At 43.3% G+C, this 23,794-nt stretch carries 16 protein-coding genes; 4 read left to right on the plus strand and 12 right to left on the minus strand.

The window, feature by feature from the left end; genetic code table 11:
* Positions 1-7 precede the first annotated feature (7 nt).
* The gene (locus NXR94_RS02570) at positions 8-1,933 is read left to right on the plus strand and encodes a hypothetical protein (RefSeq protein ID WP_258103005.1); all 1,926 of its coding nucleotides are present in this window, start codon (positions 8-10) and stop codon (positions 1,931-1,933) included.
* A gap of 20 nt (positions 1,934-1,953) precedes the next feature.
* Complete coding sequence (locus NXR94_RS02575) at positions 1,954-5,067, plus strand: T9SS type A sorting domain-containing protein (protein WP_258103006.1); 3,114 nt, start codon at positions 1,954-1,956, stop codon at positions 5,065-5,067.
* A gap of 83 nt (positions 5,068-5,150) precedes the next feature.
* Here the strand turns inward: NXR94_RS02575 and NXR94_RS02580 are convergent, their stop codons facing one another.
* The 4 genes from NXR94_RS02580 to NXR94_RS02595 form a co-directional block, all read right to left on the minus strand.
* Positions 5,151-6,671, minus strand: coding sequence for a RagB/SusD family nutrient uptake outer membrane protein (locus NXR94_RS02580; RefSeq protein WP_258103007.1), 1,521 nt, complete (start codon positions 6,669-6,671; stop codon positions 5,151-5,153).
* 3 nt (positions 6,672-6,674) lie between these two features.
* A complete protein-coding gene (locus tag NXR94_RS02585) occupies positions 6,675-9,740 on the minus strand; it encodes a SusC/RagA family TonB-linked outer membrane protein (protein ID WP_258103008.1) in 3,066 nt (1,021 codons plus the stop codon).
* A gap of 142 nt (positions 9,741-9,882) precedes the next feature.
* Positions 9,883-10,620: a methyltransferase domain-containing protein gene (locus NXR94_RS02590; RefSeq protein ID WP_258103009.1), complete on the minus strand. Its 738-nt coding sequence runs from the start codon at positions 10,618-10,620 to the stop codon at positions 9,883-9,885.
* Positions 10,620-11,729 carry a type III polyketide synthase gene (locus NXR94_RS02595; RefSeq protein ID WP_258103010.1) on the minus strand — a complete coding sequence of 370 codons (1,110 nt, stop codon included), beginning with the start codon at positions 11,727-11,729 and terminating at the stop codon, positions 10,620-10,622. Before NXR94_RS02595 ends, NXR94_RS02590 begins: the two co-directional genes overlap by 1 nt.
* Before the next feature lie 55 nt (positions 11,730-11,784).
* Here NXR94_RS02595 and NXR94_RS02600 point away from each other — a divergent pair, with 55 nt between their 5' ends.
* Entirely contained in the window at positions 11,785-12,645 is an 861-nt protein-coding gene (locus NXR94_RS02600) for a UbiA family prenyltransferase (RefSeq protein WP_258103011.1), read from the plus strand.
* On the opposite strand, the gene NXR94_RS02605 is transcribed toward NXR94_RS02600, so the two are convergent.
* From NXR94_RS02605 to rbfA, 5 genes are all read right to left on the minus strand, one after another.
* Positions 12,638-13,756 (minus strand): NAD(P)/FAD-dependent oxidoreductase, encoded by a 1,119-nt coding sequence (locus NXR94_RS02605; RefSeq protein WP_258103012.1) that lies wholly within the window; start codon positions 13,754-13,756, stop codon positions 12,638-12,640. The two genes, NXR94_RS02600 and NXR94_RS02605, sit on opposite strands and share 8 nt — an antisense overlap.
* Before the next feature lie 15 nt (positions 13,757-13,771).
* Complete coding sequence (locus NXR94_RS02610; protein WP_258103013.1) at positions 13,772-15,034, minus strand: aspartyl protease family protein; 1,263 nt, start codon at positions 15,032-15,034, stop codon at positions 13,772-13,774.
* Positions 15,035-15,126: 92 nt separating this feature from the next.
* Positions 15,127-18,051 (minus strand): DEAD/DEAH box helicase, encoded by a 2,925-nt coding sequence (locus NXR94_RS02615; protein WP_258103014.1) that lies wholly within the window; start codon positions 18,049-18,051, stop codon positions 15,127-15,129.
* A gap of 75 nt (positions 18,052-18,126) precedes the next feature.
* Positions 18,127-19,353, minus strand: a complete 1,227-nt coding sequence (locus tag NXR94_RS02620; RefSeq protein WP_258103015.1) for an FtsX-like permease family protein — start codon at positions 19,351-19,353, stop codon at positions 18,127-18,129.
* A gap of 3 nt (positions 19,354-19,356) precedes the next feature.
* Positions 19,357-19,743 (minus strand): 30S ribosome-binding factor RbfA, encoded by a 387-nt coding sequence (rbfA, locus tag NXR94_RS02625; protein WP_258103016.1) that lies wholly within the window; start codon positions 19,741-19,743, stop codon positions 19,357-19,359.
* A gap of 63 nt (positions 19,744-19,806) precedes the next feature.
* Between rbfA and NXR94_RS02630 the strand changes: the two genes are divergently transcribed.
* Positions 19,807-21,189: a hypothetical protein gene (locus NXR94_RS02630; protein WP_258103017.1), complete on the plus strand. Its 1,383-nt coding sequence runs from the start codon at positions 19,807-19,809 to the stop codon at positions 21,187-21,189.
* Here NXR94_RS02630 and rpiB read toward each other — a convergent pair.
* From rpiB to glyA, 3 genes are read right to left on the minus strand one after another with little or no spacing between them, the layout of a single operon-like run.
* Positions 21,179-21,613 (minus strand): ribose 5-phosphate isomerase B, encoded by a 435-nt coding sequence (gene rpiB, locus NXR94_RS02635; protein ID WP_258103018.1) that lies wholly within the window; start codon positions 21,611-21,613, stop codon positions 21,179-21,181. The two genes, NXR94_RS02630 and rpiB, sit on opposite strands and share 11 nt — an antisense overlap.
* A complete protein-coding gene (gene tatC, locus NXR94_RS02640; protein WP_258103019.1) occupies positions 21,606-22,439 on the minus strand; it encodes a twin-arginine translocase subunit TatC in 834 nt (277 codons plus the stop codon). Before tatC ends, rpiB begins: the two co-directional genes overlap by 8 nt.
* Before the next feature lie 7 nt (positions 22,440-22,446).
* Positions 22,447-23,718, minus strand: a complete 1,272-nt coding sequence (glyA, locus tag NXR94_RS02645; protein WP_258103020.1) for a serine hydroxymethyltransferase — start codon at positions 23,716-23,718, stop codon at positions 22,447-22,449.
* Between the last annotated feature and the right edge of the window lie 76 nt (positions 23,719-23,794).

Here is a 23,794-nt window from a genome sequence, read left to right on the forward strand (position 1 = left end):
GCGAATTATGAAAAATCTGCTATTAATAATTTTTATTCTGGGTTTTACCATACAACTACATGCCCAAAACAGTATGGGTATTGGCACGAATACACCTAACCCCAATGCAGTTCTGGATTTGGTGTCCCCTACGAATAATCAGGGGTTATTAGTTCCACGTTTAACTACTGCGCAGCGAACTGCCATGTCATTAACCGCTACAGAAAATGGGCTTATGGTTTTTGACTCAGATGAAGGGATTTACTATTTCTGGGTGAGTGGAGCCTGGCAACCTGTAGCTAATGGGGCCTCGTCACCCTGGAGCACGCAATCGGGGAACCTATTTTACAATGGTAAAGTGGCGGTGAATTCGGATACGGTGAAGAGTGATTTTCAAGTGGGTAGCGATCTACACTTTTTTCACTTTGAAAATGCCGGGTTTCAAATAAATGGAGAGGTCGTCGGGGACAATATATTCGCCTCCGGGGATCAACTATTCACCTCCAGCAATGGGCCTTCAGCATTCATGTTTCTGGATAGCGGCGATATTGAGTTTGTTCACGGTCCCCCTTTGAATGCGGGTGATAACGCATTGCAGGCGGGTCTGGAATCAAGTCTTAGACTATATAATTCCAGGGATGCAGAATTTAAAGGGTCGTTAAGGATCAGCTCCCTACGGGATTCCACGATTCTCACCGACGGAACCTTATCCTACAATGGGGATTTGTTTATTTATTCTCAGGGTCAGTGGAAACCACTCGGAGGTTTAACTTTTCCCTATCAGGCCAATATTAATGATGGATCAGGATCACCCTTTTACATAGAAAATAACGGATCTGGTGGGGTAGCAGAATTTAGGGTCTCCAATACGTCCGCATTCGGTTCTCCCTTGACGCTTTACAGCAATTCCCAGCAGAGCGGGGCAAACGCAATGAATATCACTCATGATGGAAATGGCATTGGCTTAAATCTTCATATGAATAGTGCGTCTACAAGTTCGGATGCGTTGTTTGTCCAAAATAATGGCTTGGGGACTACAGGATATTTCAGGTCGGATAATTCGGGTAGTCTCAATCCTACTTTACACGCCGAAATGATCAGTGGGAGTGGTAATGCCATTGAGGGATATAACCGTGGGTTGGGCCCGGCGGGAAGGTTCACTGCAGATAATGCTTCCAATGGCTCGGTGGCATTCATCGTAGATTCTTACGGAACGAATAGCGCTGCCACCTTTCGAAAATTCAATGTGAGTGTATCACCTGCCGTAGAGATTGATAATACTTCTGGTGGCGGAGCCGGTCTCACGATCCAAAACCCCTCCGGTACTACCAGCTTTGGGGATGTGTCTTTCATTACCGGGAATCTTGGTTTGGGAGAGTTTTCACCATCTGCCGTACTGGACGTGGTGGGGACCACGGAGCTTAATGGATCCGTTACGGTGGTTGGTAATCCAATTGCGGCTGATGGGTTTACTTATAATGCCGGACAGATTAGGTATACAACAATTGGGGTACACGCCTTTCAGCCGGAAATTTTGACGGGAGATGACCCAACAACCTATGTGATTCATGGTAATGGCACCACAGCACAGCCAGTAAACAATGGTGACCCGGATGCCCATTTGTCTGCGCCGGTGAATTTACCAAATGGTGCTAAGCTCACACGAATGGAGGCGCAGTTATATAATGCTTCCTCAATATATGGTGTGACCATGGAACTGTATAGAAAAACACTTGGTGGAGCTCCCGATTTGATCGCAACATGTACATGGACTGGTACTCTTCCGTCATCTACACTGAATACGACTACGGTTTTTAATGGTAAGGAAACAATAGACAACACCACTTATCAGTATTGGCTAAGGTTTACAGGCTCGGTACCTGATGGTGGGGCTGGCTTGGAAAGTTATACTGCAGGTGTCAGATTTCAATACACAGTAGCTGAACCTGATTAATCAAGGAAAAGATGATAGACATGAAAAAGATTATCTTCTCTTCGTTTACAATGCTAATAATTAGCCTTGGCTATGCCCAGGTTACCAACAATGGGTTGCCAATGCTGATTCAGTCTGGGCTCACAGTGGCCGTGGAAGGGGATTTTACTTCCACCGGAGACGTTACCAACGAAGGAACCATGGCTTTAAGGAATGCGGTCACCATTTCCGGAAATTACGGCGGAACTGGAACATTGTTGTTGGATGGGACCAATCAGAGTTTAACAATTACTCCAAAAATCACCACGTTGTTGATGGCCACCGGAGGGGATAAGACACTCTTATCCAATTTGACAGTAGATGATCTTAACCTTACACTAAGCGCTAACATGATTACTGGAAGTAATGCTTTGCAAGTGGATGGAGAGATCATTGGTTATGATGAAACTTTCAATATTGAAGGTAAACTGATCCGTACTGGAGCTGATTCCCTTTACTATCCGATTTCCAATGGAACTAACTATACCCCAGTTTCCCTAACGGGTATATTAGGAACTAGCCCCGCGATTGGGGTACAATCCTTCGAAACAGCGGCCAGTGGTTCCACAGGTTATGGCTTGCTTGCGGTGAATGGTGATCGATATTGGCAGATTAGCCAGGATGGAGGAACGTTTACCTCTGCCTTTGTTGAACTTCCTGTCATTAATGAAACCATAGCTACAACGATCAATGAGTTGGCTGTTGCGAAACTTTCAGGTGATGCATTTACAGGTTTGGGGTTGGCGACTCCCACTGGTGACCTGACCGCAGGAACGATAAAGGCTCCCCAGGCTTCTGGTATTGGAACCTATACCGTCGGTAAATACTTTGATGAAGCGTTACGGGTTAACGATTCCCTTGCCCTGGTAAGCATTTATGAAAATCTAATTGGTATTGACTGGGTGAATAAATCCGGATGGTTGAAAACAGGTTTAGATAACTGGCATGGTGTATCCATGGTGGATAAAAGGGTTTCAGCAATTGGTCTGCCCTCCAATAATCTTGTGGGAGAATATCCTGAAATTTCGTCTGGGTTAGAGGACATGGCCGTACTGAATTTGAGCGATAATGAAATTGATTCGTTACCGGCCCTAGCGCGATTCGGTGCCATAACAGCCGCACAATTTGCAAATAACAGACTGGACTTTGCCTCAATCATTCCCAATCTGGGGGTATCAGGATTTGATTATAATCCTCAAAAGGAGGTTGGAGAGTTAGTGGATACATTGTTCGAGCAGGATTTGGTTCAGATATATACGATCAGCCGGGCCATTGGTGGTGGGGCTGGGAATTCCTATTCATGGTTTAAGCGTGACAAGGCGGGTACTGTTACCTCCGTCCCCAATACAGGTCCCACTCTGGACTTGAGTATTCAAAGTTTTGATGATGAGGGGTATTATTATACTGAGGTAACGAATGGCAGTGTGCCCGGACTGACACTCACTACTTATGATTTTTTTGTTAAAGTCTCTTCCCTGAGTCGGGACAGTGTCGCTTTGATGGAACTCTACAATGCGACGGGTGGTCCGAACTGGATCAATAGTTCGGGATGGGGCTCAGGTCAGGTAAGCAACAACTGGTTTGGGGTGGCGGTGGCCAATAACAGGGTGACAGGTGTTTCCCTACCATCGAACAACATGGATGGGAACGTACCGGATGGTTTTGCCGATCTGGTGAGTCTAACCGCCGTGAATGTCGAGAACAATTCTTTAAGAAGTTTCCCTGACATGACGGGTATTCCTACACTTACCAGTCTAGACATTTCGGATAACAGATTGGTATTTAATGACATTGTACCCAATGTCGGAATTTCGAATATTGATTACTCCAACCAAAAGCGTTTTGGGGTAACCGTTTATGATACACTGGCTGCAGGTACGGATTATGAGTTGAGGTATGAGGCACTTGGAGATGAAAACACACAATATCAATGGAAATTTGCGCCGTTATTACCTGGTGAACCCTATAACAATGATGTGGATACCATTGTAGGTGCAAACCTCCGTGCTTATACCATCGAGAATATTGACATCAATAATCAGGGTACTTACCGATTGGTGGTATCTCATCCGCAAGCCCCGGGTTTGGTTATTCAGAGTAGAAACCAAAACATTATGGCACAAACGGACTTTATTGGGAATGTACTTTTTGCAGGAGGCGCACCGCTTACTAATGGTGAAGTGGTAGTTTGGAGGAAAACACCACAGGGGCCGTTTCAACAAGAAAATATCACTACTGTTAGTAGCGATGGTTCTTATCTGCTTGAGGAGGTCGTTCTCGGGACTTTTCTAGTGGTTGCCAGACCAGATCGGAGCTTATATCCTGATGCGATTCAGACCTATTACGTAAAACAACAGACTTACACGGACGCAGATACCCTCCAATTAGAAGGGGTAACGTCCGGGATTGATATTGAGTTGATTGAGATCACTCCCGATCCTCCTGTAGCTACAGGGGCACGGATTTATGGATATGTGGAATCCGAGTTTGATGATCCGATCGACGAGGAGGGAAACAGAACAGAGGCTCGACGAAAGGTACGAAAAGCAGCCTGTTCGATGCGAAGATTTAAGTCTCAGGGACGTCCGGTGCAGGATTTTCAAGATAGCGTGGAGGCGGAAATTGCCTATTATATCGAAACCGATGACGAGGGGTACTTCAATTTTGAGGGGGTGGCTGATGGTAAATACCTGATCAGTATTGAATTTCCGGGAGTGCCGATTGACCCAACCTCCGAGGTAGTTTTTGAAGTAGGTGGTGACAAAGAGAACCAGGTGATTGAAGTGAATGCGCTGATTACCGAATTGGGGATTGAAGTGGATCAAACGGAGATTCTTTATACCCTGAAACCTTACATTAAGGATCTGCATTTTTATCCTAACCCTACGGAAGGGGTACTTGCATTGGATTATACCGTTTACAGATCAATAGAAGACTTGCAGCTCAAGCTGACCAGTATGGATGGTCGGATCATCAAGGAAGCGGAGGCCCCACATTATAAAGGTAGGTGGCATACGCAGCTCGACCTGAGTGATGTGTCTGTGGGTATTTATCATTTAGTCTTTACCGATGATGCCGGAACGTTTAGGCAGTCAGTGAAGGTGGGAAGAAATTAGGGTCAAGAAAAAGATGTTGAAGAAACCGCACCGCTAAACGAAAAAGGGACTCATCGAGTCCCTTTTTGTTTGAGTAAATTTTCTTAATTCCATGTATCCGTTTCGGACTGTGGGATGGGAAAGACGAATTTATCATCCTGACCAAAGGTTTCAGGCGTCGAATTGCCGATTTCATCATTCCATCTTTTCAGGTCATGAAAGATAAGTCCTTCATAGATGAACTCTCTTTTCTTTTCGGTTTTAATGCTATCCAGTAATTCTGCTGTTGAGGGAAATGCGTCTGCTGATAAAGAGTCCAGTCCCGCTCTGCTTCTGGTGGCATTTAAATCATCAACTATGGCTGTACTTACCGATGAAGTTGCCATTAGCTCTGCTTCTGCCCTTGCCAGATAGATTTCAGCAAGTCTGATAACAGGGATGACTCTGTCAGAGCTCATAAACTTGGAGCTACAATAGGTTGCCGTACTGGTTATATGACGATAAAATGCTCCAACAATAGATTCCGGAGTTGAAGTGTCATCTGTAGTCATATCTCGTACGCCTCTCAAATCATTACTGGCAAATTCAGGACGGTTTTGTAAAGTTGTAGGTCCAAGAAATGGAGCGGTTTGTAATCTGAGTGCTCCTATCCCTTTTCCGCTAAGCGATGAATAATAGTTAGTAGGTCCGGTCCCAGTCGTAATATCCCCAGTATTATTGCTCAAGGTCTGTTGAATTGCAAAGATGTCTTCAGAACTATTAGAGAAATTGTTAAACGCCTCTGTTGGCGTGGCCGATAGGGAATAGGTTCCCGAGTTAATGATGGTATCTGCGTAGGCTTTAGCTGAAGCGTAATCGCCCATGTGCATGGATGCCCTCATCAAATAAGTCTGGCAGACGTAATAAGAAACATTAACATCGTTTTTACCCAATGATTGCAATAATGTAGATGCGGTGGTGAGGTCACTTACTACTCGTGTATAAACCGCCTCAACAGTAGCCAATGTTGGTGTCTTGATCTCTTCAACAAAGACAATCGGTTCAGTCAAAAGAGGAATGCTCGTTTCTGTCTTAGTTAAATCCTCATATTCTTTCCCCCAAAATCTAACCAGCTCGAAATACAGCATACCCCGAATGGCTAACGCCTCGCCATGTATTTTGTCTTGATCGGTGGTCACATTATCAATATTCTTGATGATGTTATTCACGATGTTAATTACCTCGTAGGCCCGTCTCCAGTTGGATTCAATTCGCTGATTAGTATTCAGAATTGTATTATCCACAAAGTCGTCATAAAGGGGAGCATTAGTTCCATCCCAGGATACTTCAGATGCATTTTGGGCAACAATTAAAGTTGGAATCAACATAAAATCCCCCCCAAAAAGTTCTCCTCCATCTATTCCATCATATATTCCGCCCAGACTGTAATAGGCACCGACTAATGCTTGTTCAATGGATTCCTGATCAGCATATATATCTCCACTGATGGTTCCGTCTGCTTCGACATCCAGCGCTTTTTCACATGAGGACAAAATGCCAAAAACTCCCAATACTACGCCTGAAAGCAAGGATGCGTTTAAGCTGCTTTTCATGATTGATTTGATATTCGTATTAAATATTTTCATGGCTTAAAGTCCTATTTTGATTCCGGTGATAAACATTCTTGGTTGAGGAGCAGTGAAATTGTCAATACCTCTGCTGATATTCTGACCAACTACTCCATCTAGTGGGTCCACATAATTCACATCAGGATCGTAGCCGATATAGTCGGTAAATGTCAGCAGGTTGGTGCCACCTACATAAACATCCATGTATCTGATTCCCCAGTCATCAATCATTGTTTTTGGAAGATGATAGGTCAGTGTGAGGGTCTTTAATCTGATGTAGCTGCCATCTTCGATCCATCGGGTAGATGGGTTGGTGTTCTCCTCAGAAAAGATATGCGAGGGGTTGGCCGCATCTGCATCTGCTGTGGTGTACCACCTGTCTACCTGGCCTGAAAGTTGGGTCAAAAGTTGATATCCACTATTGGCGATAAACTCTCCTGTTTCATAATAGACATCTACATCTCCTACGAACTGAAACATGAATGAAAAATCAATATTCTTATAGGATAGGGTATTGGTTAATCCTCCATAATATCCCGGATTTGGATTGCCGGCTACAATTCTTTCTGCTGCTTCCCATTCTTCGGTTACATAGCGGTCACCAAACTCCGGAATTTTGAAAACATAACCATCACTCAATTCGGTAGCGGTTGGAGTTCTGTTCATGTACCACAGAGGAGATCCAAAATCCGGATCGACACCAGCGTACTCCCTCAGGTAAAAAGTTCCTGCCGGCTGGCCTTCCAAAAATGCGCTTGCTCCTACGATAAGTTCTGAGCCATTGAGATCTGTAACCTTGTTATCAAAAAAGGAGATGTTGAAGTCTGTGGTCCAGCTGAAGTCGTTTTGCTCTACGTTGACCGAGCTTAAATTGATTTCAATTCCTGAGTTTTCCATGGCTCCAACATTTTTCAAGACGGAGTTAAATCCACTTGTTTGCGTTACAGGAACCGGGAATAATAAGTCGGTGGTCTTCTTTTGGTAGTAATCCACTGATCCAGTCAATCGATCAGCAAACCCAAATTCCACCCCTAATCCCAATTGCGCTGTGCTTTCCCATTTCAATTGAGGGTTGGCAAGATTTGCAAGTCTTACAGCTTCTTGATTTCCGTAGGTTGCCCTAAAGTAGTTGCTTCGGTAGAGGAAGTCATCAATTGGAACGTTTCCGATGATGCCATAACTTCCTTTAAACTTTAAATAGCTAATGAACGGAACGTCAGCCATGAAGCCTTCTTCTGAAACCACCCATCCAGCCGATCCTGCCGGGAAAATGCCATATCGATTATCCTCTCCAAACTTTGAGGAGGCATCCATTCTTCCGCTTAATTGGAGGATGTATTTGTTTGCATAGCTATAATTCATTCTAGCGAATGCTGATAATAGAACATTCACACCTGAAGGGATATCCACAATTCTCAGTCTGGAATCTGCATCATCCATTTTTTCAAGTGTAGGGATGCTATTGACATTGGCTTGCCTGAAGGTTGGAGTAGTCGTTGCCTTCTGATAGGATCCGCCCAGCACAAGAGAGAGTTCCTGATCACTATTCATTTCAGGCTTATAAGTTAGCCATCCATTATAGGTATAATTTCTAAGTTCTGTTTCCGATAGTTCAGATCGACCGGTGGTCCCCCCTTCCTGTGTTTCAGGGCCCTGTCGTAATTCATCTCGTAGGTCACTAAAATCAATACCACCGTTGACATCAAGAGTTAATTGATCCGTAACATCTAGCGTGAGGCCAAGACTTGCTATGATACTATTGTTGAACCCTAGATTATCAGAGAAATTAATCTCCGTCAACGGGTTATAGAGATCACTGAAGTTTTCTAATTCGTAGTTATTGTTTTCGTTGTAAGTATCAGAAGGAGGTAACGCGATTGCCTGAAGTGGTGATCCCAGATCCTGATCTTCTTTGAGTTTCCAGTCCTTGGTGTAGATGTAGTTGACATTAGCATTTGCAGAGAGTCTGCTACTTAACTGGCTATTCAACGACAAACTTCCATTGAGCCTGTCGAACCTGTTCCCAATCAATATACCCTCCTGAGTATTGTAACCGACGGAGGCAAAATATCCTAGTTTTTCCGCGCCTCCCTGAATACCGACATTGGCCCTGTGTGAAAGCCCAGCCTGAAATATTTCGTTTTGCCAATCTGTGTCGTTATCAAGTCTTGAGTAAAAGCTGGGCATGTTTACAATATCCCCATTAATAGGAATTGCTGTTAGCCCGGAGGATTGCCACTGTGCTAACTGATCTCCCGAATAATCACCTCGATAACCAAATGGCTGTAAGGTGTAATCAATGACCAGTTGATTAAACTCAGCAGGAGACATAAGGTCCAAAAATTTAGGTGTGGTGCTTACCCCAAACTGATAATCAGCATCAATTTGTATTTTACCGGAGCTTCCTGACTTAGTGGTAATAATGACCACGCCATTGGCAGCACGTGAACCATAAATGGCAGCAGCAGAAGCGTCTTTTAATATTTCTATCGAGGCGATATTACTTGGGTTAATATTTGATTGATTTCCTGATACTAATGGCACACCATCCACTACATAAAGGGGCTGATTAGAATTGGATAGGGATGACCCTCCACGCACACGGACAGTGGTGTTACCCCCTAATTTACCGCTGGAGTTCTGCACAAACATGCCGGCTGCTTTACCCTGGTTAGCTTGTTCAAGATTGATCAACGGGCTTGAGGCCACCTCTCCCCCACCGATAGAAGAAATACTTCCGGTCACATCCTTTTTGGATTGACTACCATATCCCACTGAAAGAGCCCCTGAATCTACGGCTGATTCATTCAGGATAATGTCAATTCTGCTAAGGCCACCGGCAAACACTCTCTGCGTTTTATATCCATCCATAGTGATCGTGAGGGTTTCATACCCATCTACCAGGGCGACGGTGAATTTTCCTAAGGCATCGGTGTAGGTGATGGCGCTGGTTTCATCGACCTTTATCTGGGCTCCAATAATCGGATCACCAGCATCATCGGTCACTACTCCACTGATCGAAAGGTCCTGTCCGAGCAGAAGACCAGACGAAAGCGTAAGGAGCGCAATGGCGAATATAAATTTCATGTATTTGAGGTTAGGTTTTGATATAAGCGATGTTTGGTCGAAAGCAGGCATATTTTCTTCCTGCATAAGACCAAAATAGGTACTGGAAAGACTTTAAATACAAAGATTACAGGCTCTAAAAATAATCAGAACCTTTACCAATTTAAATAAAATTAAAAACTCCTTTTGACCAGTTAGTTATTAGGGTGCCTCTGGTATGAATGAGCAACTGCCACCGAAAGGCCCACCTCCATTTCAACTCGTAATTTTGAATACCTGCTGCTCTGAGAATTTCCTCTAATTCTACCTTTTTAAAACCCCTGGCAACGGAAAGTGCGGCATCATTGCGCACCAGATAGGATTTGGAAAACATCCGGGTGATGAGCTTAATAAGTTGATAGGCCAGCCAATGTCTATGGAGGTCATTGACGATAATAGCTACGTTCGCCTGACTTTTAAAGTTTTTAAACAGGGAGATCAACTCCTGTTGGGTAAAATGATGAAGAAAAAGGCAGCAGTGAATCACATCGAACTTTTCTTTGGCAAATTCAGGGGAGAAGATATTTTCTGATCGGCACGAGATATTGGGTATTTCTCGTGTATGGTCTTCAGCATATTTTACGATGTAGGGATTGGCATCGTAGCCGATATATTGTATGTGTTTATCCCTGGCTATTTTGGACATTGATTTCATCAGGTCTCCGCTACCGCACCCCAAATCTGCCAATGACGATATGGAGTGATTTTTTATGATTTTACGAAAGCAATCAAGGCTGATTTTATTGCCCCCCAGAGTGCGATTGATGATATCGAGTTCGCGCAGGGTCTGATCAATGGCCGGACCATCGATGTCAAAATCATCCATGATCTCTAATTCGTAAGACCGATCAGACAAATCCATCAGGTGAAATGAGTTTTAAGCATCATGCTTTCCAACGTCAGTCCGGGTCCGAAGGCGAAGCTGAGAATGTTTTTACTGGTCTCCTGCTCTTCCAGTTCCTCAAGCAATTTTTTGATCACAAAAAGCACGGTGGGTGATGACATATTTCCATAAGCCCTCAACACTTCATAGGAGTGAAAATTGTCCATTTTGCTTATCCCCACTTCCTTTTCGATTACCTCAAGGATTTTCTTGCCGCCGGGGTGAATCGCATAGTAGTCAACTTGTTCCGAGGTTAAGCTTATTTTTTTAAGCAGCCGGGTCATGAGTCCTTTAATGCCCTTCTGAATAGCTGCTGGCACCTCGGGTGAAAGCCTCATAAGAAATCCCGACTGACTGATCTTCCATGACATTTCATCTCTTGCATCAAGATCGAGATCACTGTAGAAGGAGAGCAATTCAAGTTGCTTTCCTCTTTTAGTCGATCCTTCTACTAAAACTGCGGCTGCTCCGTCTGCGAAAAGAGCCCCTGCCAGTAGGTCGTCTTCTGAAACTGATTGCTGAAAGTGGATACTGCACAACTCCACACAAACAATTAATACTTTGGCTTTGTGATCGCTTTTTAGGATCTGATCAGCTTGTCGCAGCGCGAGTATGGCCGCATAGCAACCCATGAAGTTGACGGTAGATCTGATCACATCCGTTCTCAATCTCAGGGCCGGGATCAGGGAAATGTCAAGACCCGGAGCCTGCATGCCAGTGCAACTCACCGTAATCAGATGAGTAATTTTGTCTCCTTTGATTTTTTCTCCATCCAGGCAATTATTGACAGCCGAAACACTCAAGTCCAATGCATTGGATTCGTAGAATCTCATCCTTTCATCAACAGAAGGAATTGGATATAGACCTTCGTCTTTTGGATAGAACTCGTAGGTTTCGGGATGATCGGTGCCATAGTCTGCTACTACCGAATGTCGGGTCTTTATGCCACTGGCCCGGTAAAGTAGCCGGAGTTCGTGCTGCTGCTCTTCAGACAAGGGCAGATGCCTGAGCATAAAGTCAAGAATTTTATCCTGACTGATCTGGTGCCGGGGCACCGCAGTACCGATGGACGAAATATATGATGGCATGTAGATGAGCTTAAGTAATATTAACTAACTTTCGTCAGGCGCCTTGCACCGAGCTATGAAAAAATCCACAATCCTTCATCTAAGGTTTCCGTTTTCCTTCTTTCTACTTCCCATTTTCCTTTTCGCAAGTGCAGTGACCAAAGGGGTTAACAGTGACTACTGGATATTGACCTTTATTGTTTTGCATTTCCTTATTTATCCCGCCAGCAACGGCTACAATAGTTATTTTGATAAAGATGAAGGGAGTATCGGGGGATTGAAACATCCTCCTAAAGTAAGCAAGGGATTATACCATGTGAGTTTATTCATGGATGGTCTTGCTGTAGGATTGGCTTTTTCGATCAGCTGGGCATTTGCCATCATGGTTTTTATTTATGGGCTGGCCTCCAAGGCCTATAGCCATCCTACAATTCGACTCAAGCGTATGCCGGTGACAGGGTGGCTGATTGCTGGCTTATTTCAGGGATATTTTACGGTGATGATGGCTATACTCGGCACTACGGGCGAAGGTTGGGGAGTGTTGCTCGATGCCAAGTATCAACTGAGTGGATTACTGGCTTCTTTAATGCTATTTGGTTCGTACCCGATGACCCAGATCTATCAACATGAGGAGGATCGTAGTAGGGGAGATATTACCTTAAGTATCAAACTGGGAATAATGGGGACGTTTTATTTCACCGCTTTTATCTTCAGTCTGGCTACTGCTGGCTTTGTTTACTTCTTCATGGAATTCTATCAGTTATTTACTGCAGAGATCTATCTTCTGGCCTTATCTCCGGTACTGTTCTATTTTTCATATTGGTTTTTCCGTGCCAAAAAGGACATGTCTAGTGCCTCATACGACATGACCATGAAGCTGAATTGGATCTCCGCCATTTGCCTCAACGGTTTCTTTATTTGGTTACATTTTAGCTAAATGGTGACCCGTGGGTCTGTCGTATCAGGAACTTTGATACCGGTTTGAGGTGACGGCCAATACGCACACTAATATCGGATGCGGTACCCTCCCCAAAAAGATTCTGGAGTTTCCGACCAAACCATAACCTGGTGCTAAAGGAGTTTTTCCATGCTGAAGAATAGGCTTCTTCCAGCTCTAATCTGCTGATTGTCGGATCTGATTTCGCTCCGATGAGCATTTTGGAAAGCATTACTGCGGATCGAATAGCCATGGCCATTCCGTTTCCGCAAAGAGGAGTGATCATACCCGCGGCATCCCCGCACATAAATATATGTTGATGAATAGGTTCCATTTTGTCGAAGGAGATCTCATTGATCACTTCTGGTTGTTCCATTAGGAATTCTGCGGAAGAAAAAATCCTATCCAGAGAGGGATTTTTCCTTAAAACCTGCTGCTCAAATTCCTTTATGGATCCTAAAGTTTTAATATCCTTTCTTCTGCTCAGATAACATAAATTGAATTTGCTATCCTCCACCATACTTATTCCACAATAACCTCCCTCAAAATTGTGTAGAGAGATCCGATGAGATGGAAAATCACCCTTAAGATGATATTTGACCCCCATGTATGGAGATCGCCTTTTCAGAAAAGAACGATCAAGTTGTTGATCCAATTTGGTCCGCTTTCCAAATGCGCCGATCACATATTGGGAGGTAATGATCTCTCCATTACTAAGTTTTGTCTCGAAATGGTCTTCTCGAAATAGTACATCCAGAACAGTGGTGTTTTCATGGAATAGGACACCTTCAGCTTTAGCGATCTCACTGAGCCAATGGTCATAGGCATATCGGCTTATCCCAAATCCACCAAGTTCGAGTGGTTGTAAAAATTGACGTCCAGAAACGGCACTTACTTCGAGTTCGGTAATCTGGGCTGGTCCCAATGCTGTTGGGTAAAGGTTCTGGTTTTCAAGAAATGGGATGACCTCGTTAGAAATGTACTCCCCGCATACCCGATGAAAAGGATATGATTTTTTTTCAACAAGGACGACCTTCAGACCCGCTCTGTTTAGTAATATGGCATTGATGAGTCCTGCCAATCCACCCCCTATGACTAGTACCTCTGTCATGGTTCAAAGATGAGATTAGATAAGCCTTTTTAAGCGAAACTTGGATTTTATTTTTTCCCCATGTCTTAAAAATGTCACCCTTATTTTTTTTCTCGGGCGTGATCTTAATAGATGCTGAATGTTTCCCAGGGATGAATTAATCAGGTTCTGACCATTTATTTTGATTACAATATCCCCTGCCTGAATACCCGCGACATGAGCGGGGGACTGGTCAATCACATGAGTAACAATAATCTGATCCAGATCATCTCCTTCTGCCATCAGCGACATACCACTCATATTATATTCAAATGGTGATTTGTAATTATGTCCTTTGTCCAAATACATTTTCTCGTGGACATAGTCAAAGACAACATTGAATCTTGAGAGTAAGTCTCCACCTATGGTTCCATATTTTGTTCCTCGCTTAATGGCTTTGGAGTAAGCTCCATCTTCTGGAATGGACACCAGAACATCGCTAAATTCATATTTGTCGATAATGCATTTATTCATTCTGCCAATTTTTCCGGGAATTTCTCCCCCCAGTCCCCGACCGAGGCGAGTAGGAATTACTTGTTTGGGGTAAATCAATCTATGTGAGGTACTTACGTCAACTAAAGCTGCATGGCTTGCTCCTGTGTCTACCATAAAAATGAGCGTATCCCGAAGTCCATTTTGTTCGATCACCATTGGAATGAATGGCTTGGCATAGCTCACAGTAATAGGGACTTCAGTTTGAAAACGCTTGGGCTTGTAGGTCTCAGGTCGGTGAATAATCAGCTTGTTATCATCATATTGGATATCCACGACATATCTATGAAAAATTTCATATCCGATAATACCGTAGACCTCCTCACCAAGGTTTTTTTGTAGTTCAATATAATCCTGGGCAAGAACCAGCACATTCATGTTATCCGCTTTGAGATTCTTATCAAGCGAGAGTGAAACATCATGTGCCACAAAGGCAGTTATAGAGTCGGCCACTCCCGGGGCATTGAGGGTTATCTCCCGAATAAAATTCAGATTTAGAAAGTCCGCAAAAAGCTTTTCTGTCAGGATGATCGACTCGGCGCCGGTATCCAGGACAAATTTCAACGAGAGTTGATTGTTGATCTGAAGCGGAATCACGATGAGGTTGTTGTACCTTTCGAATTCAATTTCCACCTTATCAACGGTAGGGGCCATGATGAAGCCAATTTGGCTTTGGCAATAGGCTTTGGGCTGGAGAAAAAGCACGATTTCACCGAGTGCAGCAAGGCCGATAATCAAAAGCTTACGTACAGGGTGGGCTTTGGGCATAGACAGTCACCAATTCAATACAATCAGCAACTTAAGATAACCAATTTCAGATGATTCTTGGAGAATCGGATGTCTTTTGAATGACTTCCCGCCTAGTCAAAAAGCTTGGTAATATCATCCTTGGTCAAACTCTTGATAAAGCTTTCCTCAATGGTAATAAGATCCCTCGCCAATTTAAGTTTGGACTCCTGCAACATCAGGATTTTTTCTTCCACTGTATCTCTTCCTATGAATTTATAAGTGAATACCGTGTTTTTCTGTCCAATTCTGTGGGCACGGTCTACAGCCTGTGCCTCAGCTGCCGGATTCCACCATGGGTCTAGTAAGAAGACATAATCTGCTTCTGTCAGGTTGAGACCAAGTCCTCCCGCTTTCAGAGATATTAGGAAAACACGCGTTTTATGATCATTTTGAAATTTTTCTACTTCGGATTGACGGTCTTTTACCGAGCCATCCAAATAGGCATAAGTGATCTTTTCCTTTTGCAGGTGGTCTTCCAACAATTTCAAATGCTTTACATACTGGCTGAAGACGAGGATTTTATGATTTTTCCCCAGTGCATTAGAAAGCATATAGGTGATGTCCTCAAATTTTCCTGAATCACCATCATAATCCGGATCCACCATTGCCGGGTGGTTCGCAATTTGTCGAAGCCTGTTCAAGCCCTGTAATAGCAACATCTGAGATTTTTGGATTCCCTCAGATTCAATCATATCCAGGATCTGGTTTCTGTAGCTATTTTTTTCTCGATCGTAATATTCTCTTTGTGATGGAGAAAGATCGCAATATTTAACGTTTTCAATTTTCTCCGGCAGATCCTTGGCTACCTGTGATTTTTCTCGCCGTAGAATGAAAGGCTTGATCAGCGCATTCAATTTTCGGGTACGGTCAATATCCTTTTTCTTCTCAATGGGGATCAGATACTTTTCACGAAAATATTTCTGACTCCCCAGAAGCCCCGGGTTCACAAACGACATCTGGGACCAAAGATCCATGGTGCTGTTTTCGATCGGGGTACCCGTCAGGATCAATTTTCTTCTTGACTTAAGCGTATTAACTGCCTTGGCTATTATAGAATCCGGGTTTTTAATCGCTTGGGACTCATCTAGAATGATATAATTAAAATAAAACTCACTCAGCAATGGGGCATCCATACGAGTAATTCCATAGCTGGTGATGACCACATCATATTTCGCCAGTCGGTTGATATCCTTGTTCCTCGTGGTCCCTGTGTAATTGAGCACTTTCAATTTCGGAGTGAACTTTTTGGCCTCCATTTCCCAGTTGTAAATCAGAGAGGTAGGCATGACCAGAAGCGAAGTGCTTCCCGGATTTTGTTCTTTTTCCTTTTGAAGTAAAGTCAGGGTTTGCACTGTTTTTCCAAGACCCATATCATCGGCCAAACATCCACCAAAACCGTATTCATTCAGGAACTGTAGCCAGTTAAAGCCGGCCTGCTGGTATAGTCGTAAATCTCCTTTAAAATCTTTTGGTGGCTCGATATCTTCAATTTCTGAGAAGCCCATCAACTTCTCAAGTTTTTTAGTCATGGCCACTTTCACAGAGGAGCCATCCCTCAACTCCTGAACAAGGGAGACGTGTATTTTATCAAGCTTAAGTTGATCCTGGTTTTCTTCTGAAAAGGCAAACAGATCGCTGTATTGTGTTACCCACTCATCCGGAATTACCGCATATTCCCCATTCGGAAGGAGCAGCTCACGTTTATCCTTCATCAGTTGCTTTCTGATGGTCGCAAAAGGAATTTCAAATTCCCCAAAGCGAATAACCGCTTTAATATCAAACCAGTCAATGTTTTCGGAGATTTCGAGGTTGATGCTTGTTTCACCGAGAAAGTAACGCTTTACCTTATCATTCTGCTGACGTACTTCTACCCCCAATTCTTTCAGGATAGGCAGGTTTGAATTGAGCCATGATATGGCCTGATTCTTCTCAACAGTAGATCTGCTACTTTTTAGGAGCAGGCCGGTTTTGTTGATCCTGTCAATGATCTTTTTCTCCTGATCGGTGTCGCGTTTCACACGGTGGAAGACATAGCTATCATCCTGCTTTTCCACTGAGACACTTACATTTTTGATTTTATCCGCTTTGTAGGAATATGTTCCATACTTGAAGCTTAGCTCAAAAAGGATTTTACTCAGCTCATCCGTAACACCGTTCTTTTTTCCATCACTGAACAGAGTTTCAGCCTTTACTTCTGCCAACTCTGAAAAGGTTAATACCGGCGCAGGCGTCAATTGCTCTGTTTTAATCTCAAAACCTTTGGCGTAAACATCAAAGGATGCAATTAATGGAGCGACAAACTTTTGGTAGTAGGTGTCCTCAACGTTTTTTGGGATGAGAATGAATTTCTTTTTCAGAAAGGGTTTGATCTTACTCCCATTTACAGGCTTTTCAAAGGTGAAAAGCGTATCGTCTGCCACCATCCAGGCAGGCTCGTTGCAAAGTAGGTAGCTTTCATTCTGATAGAAATGAACCTTTTCTTCCTTCAGCTTAATGGTAGGAAAATAATGGGTGTTATCTTCATTTCTTCGAAAATGGAACAGAACACTTGCCCTTTCTTCAGCAATTTGAATTTGCTTCCAGGTCGGTTCACCATCTTTTCCCATTTCGAAAAGCATTTTTCCCGCAAGACGTTCAAGTATTTTCGCCCTTCTCCTTTCAATGTAGCTTTCAATTTCACTCTGAAGAAGTTTATCACCATTGTCCGGGTCATAAGTTTTGATGAAAAACTCACTTGGCTTCAACTTTCGTTTTTGAAACTTGTTAACCACTGCAGTTTGCTGGATTTCATCAATAAACTGGATCAATTCATAATCCAGCTCATCCAGTCCACTATCAAACTCCGAAGCATTCTGCGCAGAGATGTTTTGATGAGAAAAAGTGAGATTTCCTTTCTCGTTAAGCTGAACCACAAAAGACTCGAACAGGTATCCGAGGTATTCATGCTCGTATAACGAGTAAATAATTTGAAACGGTCGATCGGGTGCTACTTTCATGAAATGCTAACTTGAGCAAGCTTCTAATCTAAAGATTTTAGCTGAAATAACAATGACAGATGTTACTAAGTAGTATTACTGAATTAATTTCTCCTGTCCTAAACGGGAAGCGCTTCGTGCAGGTTGTATTGTTGCCAAAAGGGTGATAACCACGATGCAGACAAGCGTCAGGATCACGTCCATCCATTGAACTTCTACGGGATAAGCTTGCATGATGGTCGTTTGGGTACCGGTGGAGATGAATCCGAAATACTGTTGGGCATAGCAAATGCCAATACCTAAAAATAACCCTATAAAGGCCCCTGCAAATGCCACTATGGAACCTTCAATTAGGAAAATATTTCTGATCAGCTTATGACTGGCTCCCTGTGCCATTAAAATGGCTACGTCTTTTTTCTTATCAATGACCAACATCGTAAGAGAGAAAAATATGTTGATAGAGGCAATGGCAATGATGATAGAAAAGATGAGAAAAACGAATAATTTTTCTATTTTCAATACCTTATAAAGGTCACTGTGAATTTCATCGCTGGTTTGAACTATGAAGTTTTCTCCCAATGTCTGTTGCAGGTTGGCTTTAACCTCTTCAGCGGTAGCGTCATCGGAGACTTTTATTTCCAGTGAGGTGCGCTTTCCACGGTAGCGGAACAGGCTCTCTGTAAATTCTACCGGTACGAAAACATAGTTGTTGTCGATAGAACTTTCGATCGCAAATATTGCTCCCGGCATGATGCTTTTGACTCTGAAATAACTTTCAGGGTTGGTTACACCCGGCCCCACATCGTCCGGATAGTAAGCCTGGATACTATAAAATTCACTTCCCGGGTTGACCGATAAATCGTATTGAACGCCCCGACCCATAATGGCATAGTTGATGTCACCATCGCGGAGCTTCAATTCGCCATAAACGATGTTTTGGTCCAGTCTTCCCTGCGTGAGAAAATTTTCGCTGACACCTTTCAGTCGAGCTACGCGCTCACTGTTATTATATCTTAATAAAGCATTGTCTTCTATGACTTCAGTAATAACCTCCACTCCATCAATGGAAGCAATACGCTGTTTCATGGCCTCAGAATACTCGAATGATTTTCCTATGGAGGCACTCACCACAAGATTGGGGTCTACTGTTCCGTAAATCGATCGAAGAAGCCCTTCAAGACCATTGAAAACGGAGAGAACGATGATCAGGGCCATGGTGCCTGTAGTGACGACTACCATCGAGATCATCGAGATCACATTGATGAAGCTCTTTTTCTTTTTGGATAGGAAATACCTTCTGGCTATGAAATAAGCAAGTTTCACAGATTAGTCGTCATCATTTTCATCATCGGAATCAGATGATGGGATATCTAAACTATCAATAAGACGGTCGAGGTGGGAAGCTTTTTCCTCCGTGTCGTCGTGGAAAAAGGCTATTTCCGGAACGATGCGTACCTGCTTGCCAATTTTATTTCCTAACAACTTCCGTATTTCACTTTTCATCTCGTTGAGCCTGAAAAAGACATCGTCAGCGTCCGCGATCGGAAGAACACTTAAAAAGAGTTTAGCAAAGCTTAGGTCAGGAGAAACTTCTACACCCGTCAGCGTGACCAGGCTTTTTCCAAAAAAATGTCGTGGGTCTTTTTGGAAGATTTCGCCCATGTCTTTTTGTAATTGTCGCGCGTATTTGTGTTGTCTTTTACCCTGCATCATATCGGCAAATATCCATAATTAATTTGTTAATTTCGAGCTGCACAATTCTGCAACAAACTCAGCTTGATTAAGTTTTTTAGAAAAAATGACCCTTATCGATTGATCTGGATATTTCTGATCCTGGTAGCGATTAGATTGATCTGGACAATCCCCGGAATGCCAATGTCTTTGCAGACCCTCAAATTTCTTCTGCTTGGGGAGAGGCTGGGAGATGGTTGGATCATGTATAAAGAAACATTTGATTACACAGCTCCTCTTTCGGCAATGATCTATAAATGGCTGAATGTCATTTTTGGAGCAGGTTATTGGGTGCATGTGGTGTTTTCCTCTTTTCTGGTGATTATTCAGGCAGGGATACTTAATTCAATATTGTTGAAGAATAAGGTTTATGACGAGAACGGTTATTTACCCGCATTTTTATATGTGATTTTAATGTCTTCCTGCACGGATTTTTTTGTGCTGTCTCCAGAATTGATGAGTCTGACCTTCATTATCCTTTCACTTAATCAAATATTCCGAAGAATTGATAATATCGCTACGGACGAATTGTTTCTCTATGCGGGCATTTACATTGGCCTGGCTACGGCATTTTATCTTCCAGCGATTATCTATTTCATCATATTCCTATTTTCGCTGGTAATCTTCACTTCGGCCATTCTAAGGCGTCTGCTACTTTTTGTTTACGGATTTGCGATGATCTTTTTGATTATTGCTGCCTACTATTTTTGGTTCGGTGCTATCGATGATTTCTGGAGTTCATTTGTAGTAGCGGGCTTCAACAAGCCTAAGGACTTTTTGTTGTCTTATGGCGAACTTCTTGAATTCTCTTATGTCCTGCTTGCCGTGCTGGTGCTGTCACTGACCGTGTTTGTCACTTCTCGTTTTACTAATTTTCAGGTGAATGTAATGCGGGTGATGATGTTGTTTTTAATTGCAGCGGGGGCATCTCTGCTTATCTCCAGAGAGATCACCGGGTCGAGCCTGGTCTTTTTCATTGCGCCGATGGCCTATTTTCTTGCTTACTACCTTATGGGCTTGAGACGGTGGATCTTTAAGCTGGTGATTCCGACGTTAATTCTTTTCTCACTGCTAGCTTATCCATATTATTTGCTTCAGGGTAGTGATCAGGAATATTTTGTGGAAACGCAGGAAATAGATCAGCCCGGAGAGCCTGTTCGACTGATGATCCTTGGTGAAGATCTTACAAGGTACGAGGGAAGTAAAATTAGCGGACCCTTTATCGATGGATATATTGGTCAACAAAGGCTGGAGGGCCTGGATTATTATCAGCAGGCCTCACAGCTTTATGATGTCCTGAGCCGATCAAATGCAGAAATGATCATTGATGAATGGAATAAAATCCCGTTGATATTTGAACGGTTTCCTGATCTTGAGGAGCAATACAAAAAGGTGTCAGCAGACACCTATGTCAAAATTAACAGTTGATTTTGTCTACTCTTCTTTGGTGTCGGCCTCCTTCAAAAGGGGTGTTAATAAAAGTCTCTACCATGCTTTCAGCCAGTTCGTAAGCTGTAAACCTTGCTGCAAAGCAAATAACATTAGAGTTGTTGTGTTCCCGTGTAACTTTTGCGATATCACGGTCCCAACACAATGCAGCTCTGATTCCCTGATGCTTGTTGGCAGTGATCGTAACACCCTGCCCGGAACCACAGATTAGCACACCGAAATCGTACTCACCTTTTTCTATTGCTTCACAGGTTGGGTGTACAAAGTCTGGGTAATCAGCAGAATCTGTCGAATAGGGTCCAAAGTCCTTTACCTCGTAACCATTGTTCTTCAACCACTCAACCATTTTCTCTTTGTAGTAGTAGCCGGCATGGTCACCACCTATTGCTATTTTCTTACTCATTTGCTATTATCTCTGTTGATAGTTCTCGTTTTGTTACTCTCTTGGATATAAAGATACCAATTTCATACAGGGCCGTGAGCGGGATCGCCACCAATACCTGGCTAAACGGATCAGGAGGGGTGAGCATGGCTCCCAATAAAAGGATCACGACAATCGCGTGTCGTCTAAATCGAATCATCAGGCTCGGTGAAAGTAGTCCGGCCTTGGTCAGAAAATAGACCACAATCGGAAGCTGAAATAGTAATCCGCATCCCATTACGAGCATCACTAAGGTGGTGACATAGGATATGATATCAAACTCATTAATAATAGATGGGTCGAGCTGATATCCCGCCAAAAAGTTGATTGAAAGCGGTGACACAATGAAATAACCAAATGACACTCCTATCATGAACAACACGCTCACGAAAAAAGTGGCACCTCTTGTTGCATTTCTTTCCTTAGGGTAGAGTCCTGGCTTAATAAACCGCCAGATTTCCCAAAAGGCATATGGAAAGGCAAAGATCAAACCGACCACAAAAGACGCAGTGATATGCATCGTGAATTGACCCGTCATTTGACGGCTTTGAAGTGTGAAGGGCAGATCGTCTATGCACAATGCATCGAGCTGCAACACCTGCGAAAGCTCACACATCATCCTATACGTCCAAAAATCAGTTCTGGAAGGACCTAAAATGATCGTATGGAAGATGATGCTTTTGGCAATAAACGCCGCGATAGAAAAAACAACAATTGCTATCAGCGAACGGATAATATGCCACCTAAGCTCCTCGAGGTGATCGAGAAAGCCCATCTCACTTTCCTCTTCAATCTGGTCTAAAGGCATAGGCTAATTATTGGTACAAAGGGAATTCCTTCATCCAATTGTTCACGGCCGCTTTAACTTCAGCAATTTTTGCCTCGTTTTCATGATTGGTTAAAACCGTGTCGATAAAGTCAGCAATCTTAACCATGTCATCTTCCTTCATTCCCCTTGTTGTCACAGCGGAAGTTCCAACCCTCATTCCTGAAGTTATGAATGGCGATTGCGTATCGAAAGGAACCATGTTTTTATTTACTGTAATGTCTGCCTTGATCAGAGCATTTTCAGCATCTTTTCCGGTAAGTCCCTTTGATCTAAGATCGATCAGCATCAAGTGATTGTCGGTACCGCCGGAGATGATTTTATAACCTTTATCTACGAATGCCTGAGCCATAACTTTGGCATTTTTTTGAACCTGAAGCACATAGTTCATATAATCGTCAGATAGCGCCTCACCAAATGCAACCGCCTTTGCCGCGATGACGTGCTCAAGTGGCCCACCTTGCATACCAGGGAAAACTCCTGAGTCCAAAATGGAGCTCATCTTTCTTACAGTTCCCTTTGCAGTGGTTATGCCAAATGGATTTTCTCCATCTTCTCTTAACATGATCAGACCACCTCTTGGCCCTCTTAAAGTCTTGTGCGTAGTGGTGGTTACTATATGACAATGATCAAGTGGGTCATTCAATAGACCACGTGCAATTAATCCTGCCGGGTGAGAAATATCAGCCAACAACACTGCTCCCACTTCGTCCGCAATAGCGCGGAATCTTTCGTAATCCCAGTCTCTTGAGTAGGCAGATGCACCACATATAATCATTTTAGGCTTCACCTCTTTGGCTTTTGCCTCAACTTTATCCATATCAATGAGCCCGGTATCTTCTTCTACTCCGTAAAAATTGGCATCAAAATATTTTCCTGAAAAGTTGACCGGTGACCCATGCGAAAGGTGACCACCATGGGATAAATCAAAACCAAGGATGGTATCTCCCGGATTCAGGCAAGCCAAAAAGACAGCCGCATTTGCCTGCGCACCTGAGTGAGGCTGAACGTTCGCCCAGGTAGCTCCGAAAAGCTCTTTTGCTCTTTCTATGGCCAGAGACTCTACCTCGTCTACCACTTCGCAACCACCATAATATCGCTTTCCGGGCAGTCCTTCTGCGTATTTATTGGTAAGTACGCTCCCCTGAGCTTCCATTACCTGTGGTGAAGTGAAGTTTTCAGAAGCGATAAGCTCGATACCTTCTTCTTGTCTTTTTTGCTCCTGATTGATTAGTTGGAAAACCTTTTCGTCTCTAGTCATTTTGAAAAATTTGCCCCAATTCGAGGAAGAATGGGAGGTGGTTTTTAAAGCGGCAAAATTAGTAGGTTGCGGTCAC

Source organism: Marinoscillum sp. MHG1-6 (assembly GCF_024714475.1).
Classification (GTDB): Bacteria; Bacteroidota; Bacteroidia; order Cytophagales; family Cyclobacteriaceae; genus JAMZMI01.

Coding starts and splice junctions, on each gene's coding strand:
- NXR94_RS02570 (WP_258103005.1), top strand. CDS start 8: ATGAAAAATCTGCTATTAATAATTTTTATTCTGGGTTTTACCATACAA.
- NXR94_RS02575 (WP_258103006.1), top strand. CDS start 1,954: ATGAAAAAGATTATCTTCTCTTCGTTTACAATGCTAATAATTAGCCTT.
- NXR94_RS02580 (WP_258103007.1), bottom strand. CDS start 6,671: ATGAAAATATTTAATACGAATATCAAATCAATCATGAAAAGCAGCTTA.
- NXR94_RS02585 (WP_258103008.1), bottom strand. CDS start 9,740: ATGAAATTTATATTCGCCATTGCGCTCCTTACGCTTTCGTCTGGTCTT.
- NXR94_RS02590 (WP_258103009.1), bottom strand. CDS start 10,620: ATGGATTTGTCTGATCGGTCTTACGAATTAGAGATCATGGATGATTTT.
- NXR94_RS02595 (WP_258103010.1), bottom strand. CDS start 11,729: ATGCCATCATATATTTCGTCCATCGGTACTGCGGTGCCCCGGCACCAG.
- NXR94_RS02600 (WP_258103011.1), top strand. CDS start 11,785: ATGAAAAAATCCACAATCCTTCATCTAAGGTTTCCGTTTTCCTTCTTT.
- NXR94_RS02605 (WP_258103012.1), bottom strand. CDS start 13,756: ATGACAGAGGTACTAGTCATAGGGGGTGGATTGGCAGGACTCATCAAT.
- NXR94_RS02610 (WP_258103013.1), bottom strand. CDS start 15,034: ATGCCCAAAGCCCACCCTGTACGTAAGCTTTTGATTATCGGCCTTGCT.
- NXR94_RS02615 (WP_258103014.1), bottom strand. CDS start 18,051: ATGAAAGTAGCACCCGATCGACCGTTTCAAATTATTTACTCGTTATAC.
- rbfA (WP_258103016.1), bottom strand. CDS start 19,743: ATGATGCAGGGTAAAAGACAACACAAATACGCGCGACAATTACAAAAA.
- rpiB (WP_258103018.1), bottom strand. CDS start 21,613: ATGAGTAAGAAAATAGCAATAGGTGGTGACCATGCCGGCTACTACTAC.
- tatC (WP_258103019.1), bottom strand. CDS start 22,439: ATGCCTTTAGACCAGATTGAAGAGGAAAGTGAGATGGGCTTTCTCGAT.
- glyA (WP_258103020.1), bottom strand. CDS start 23,718: ATGACTAGAGACGAAAAGGTTTTCCAACTAATCAATCAGGAGCAAAAA.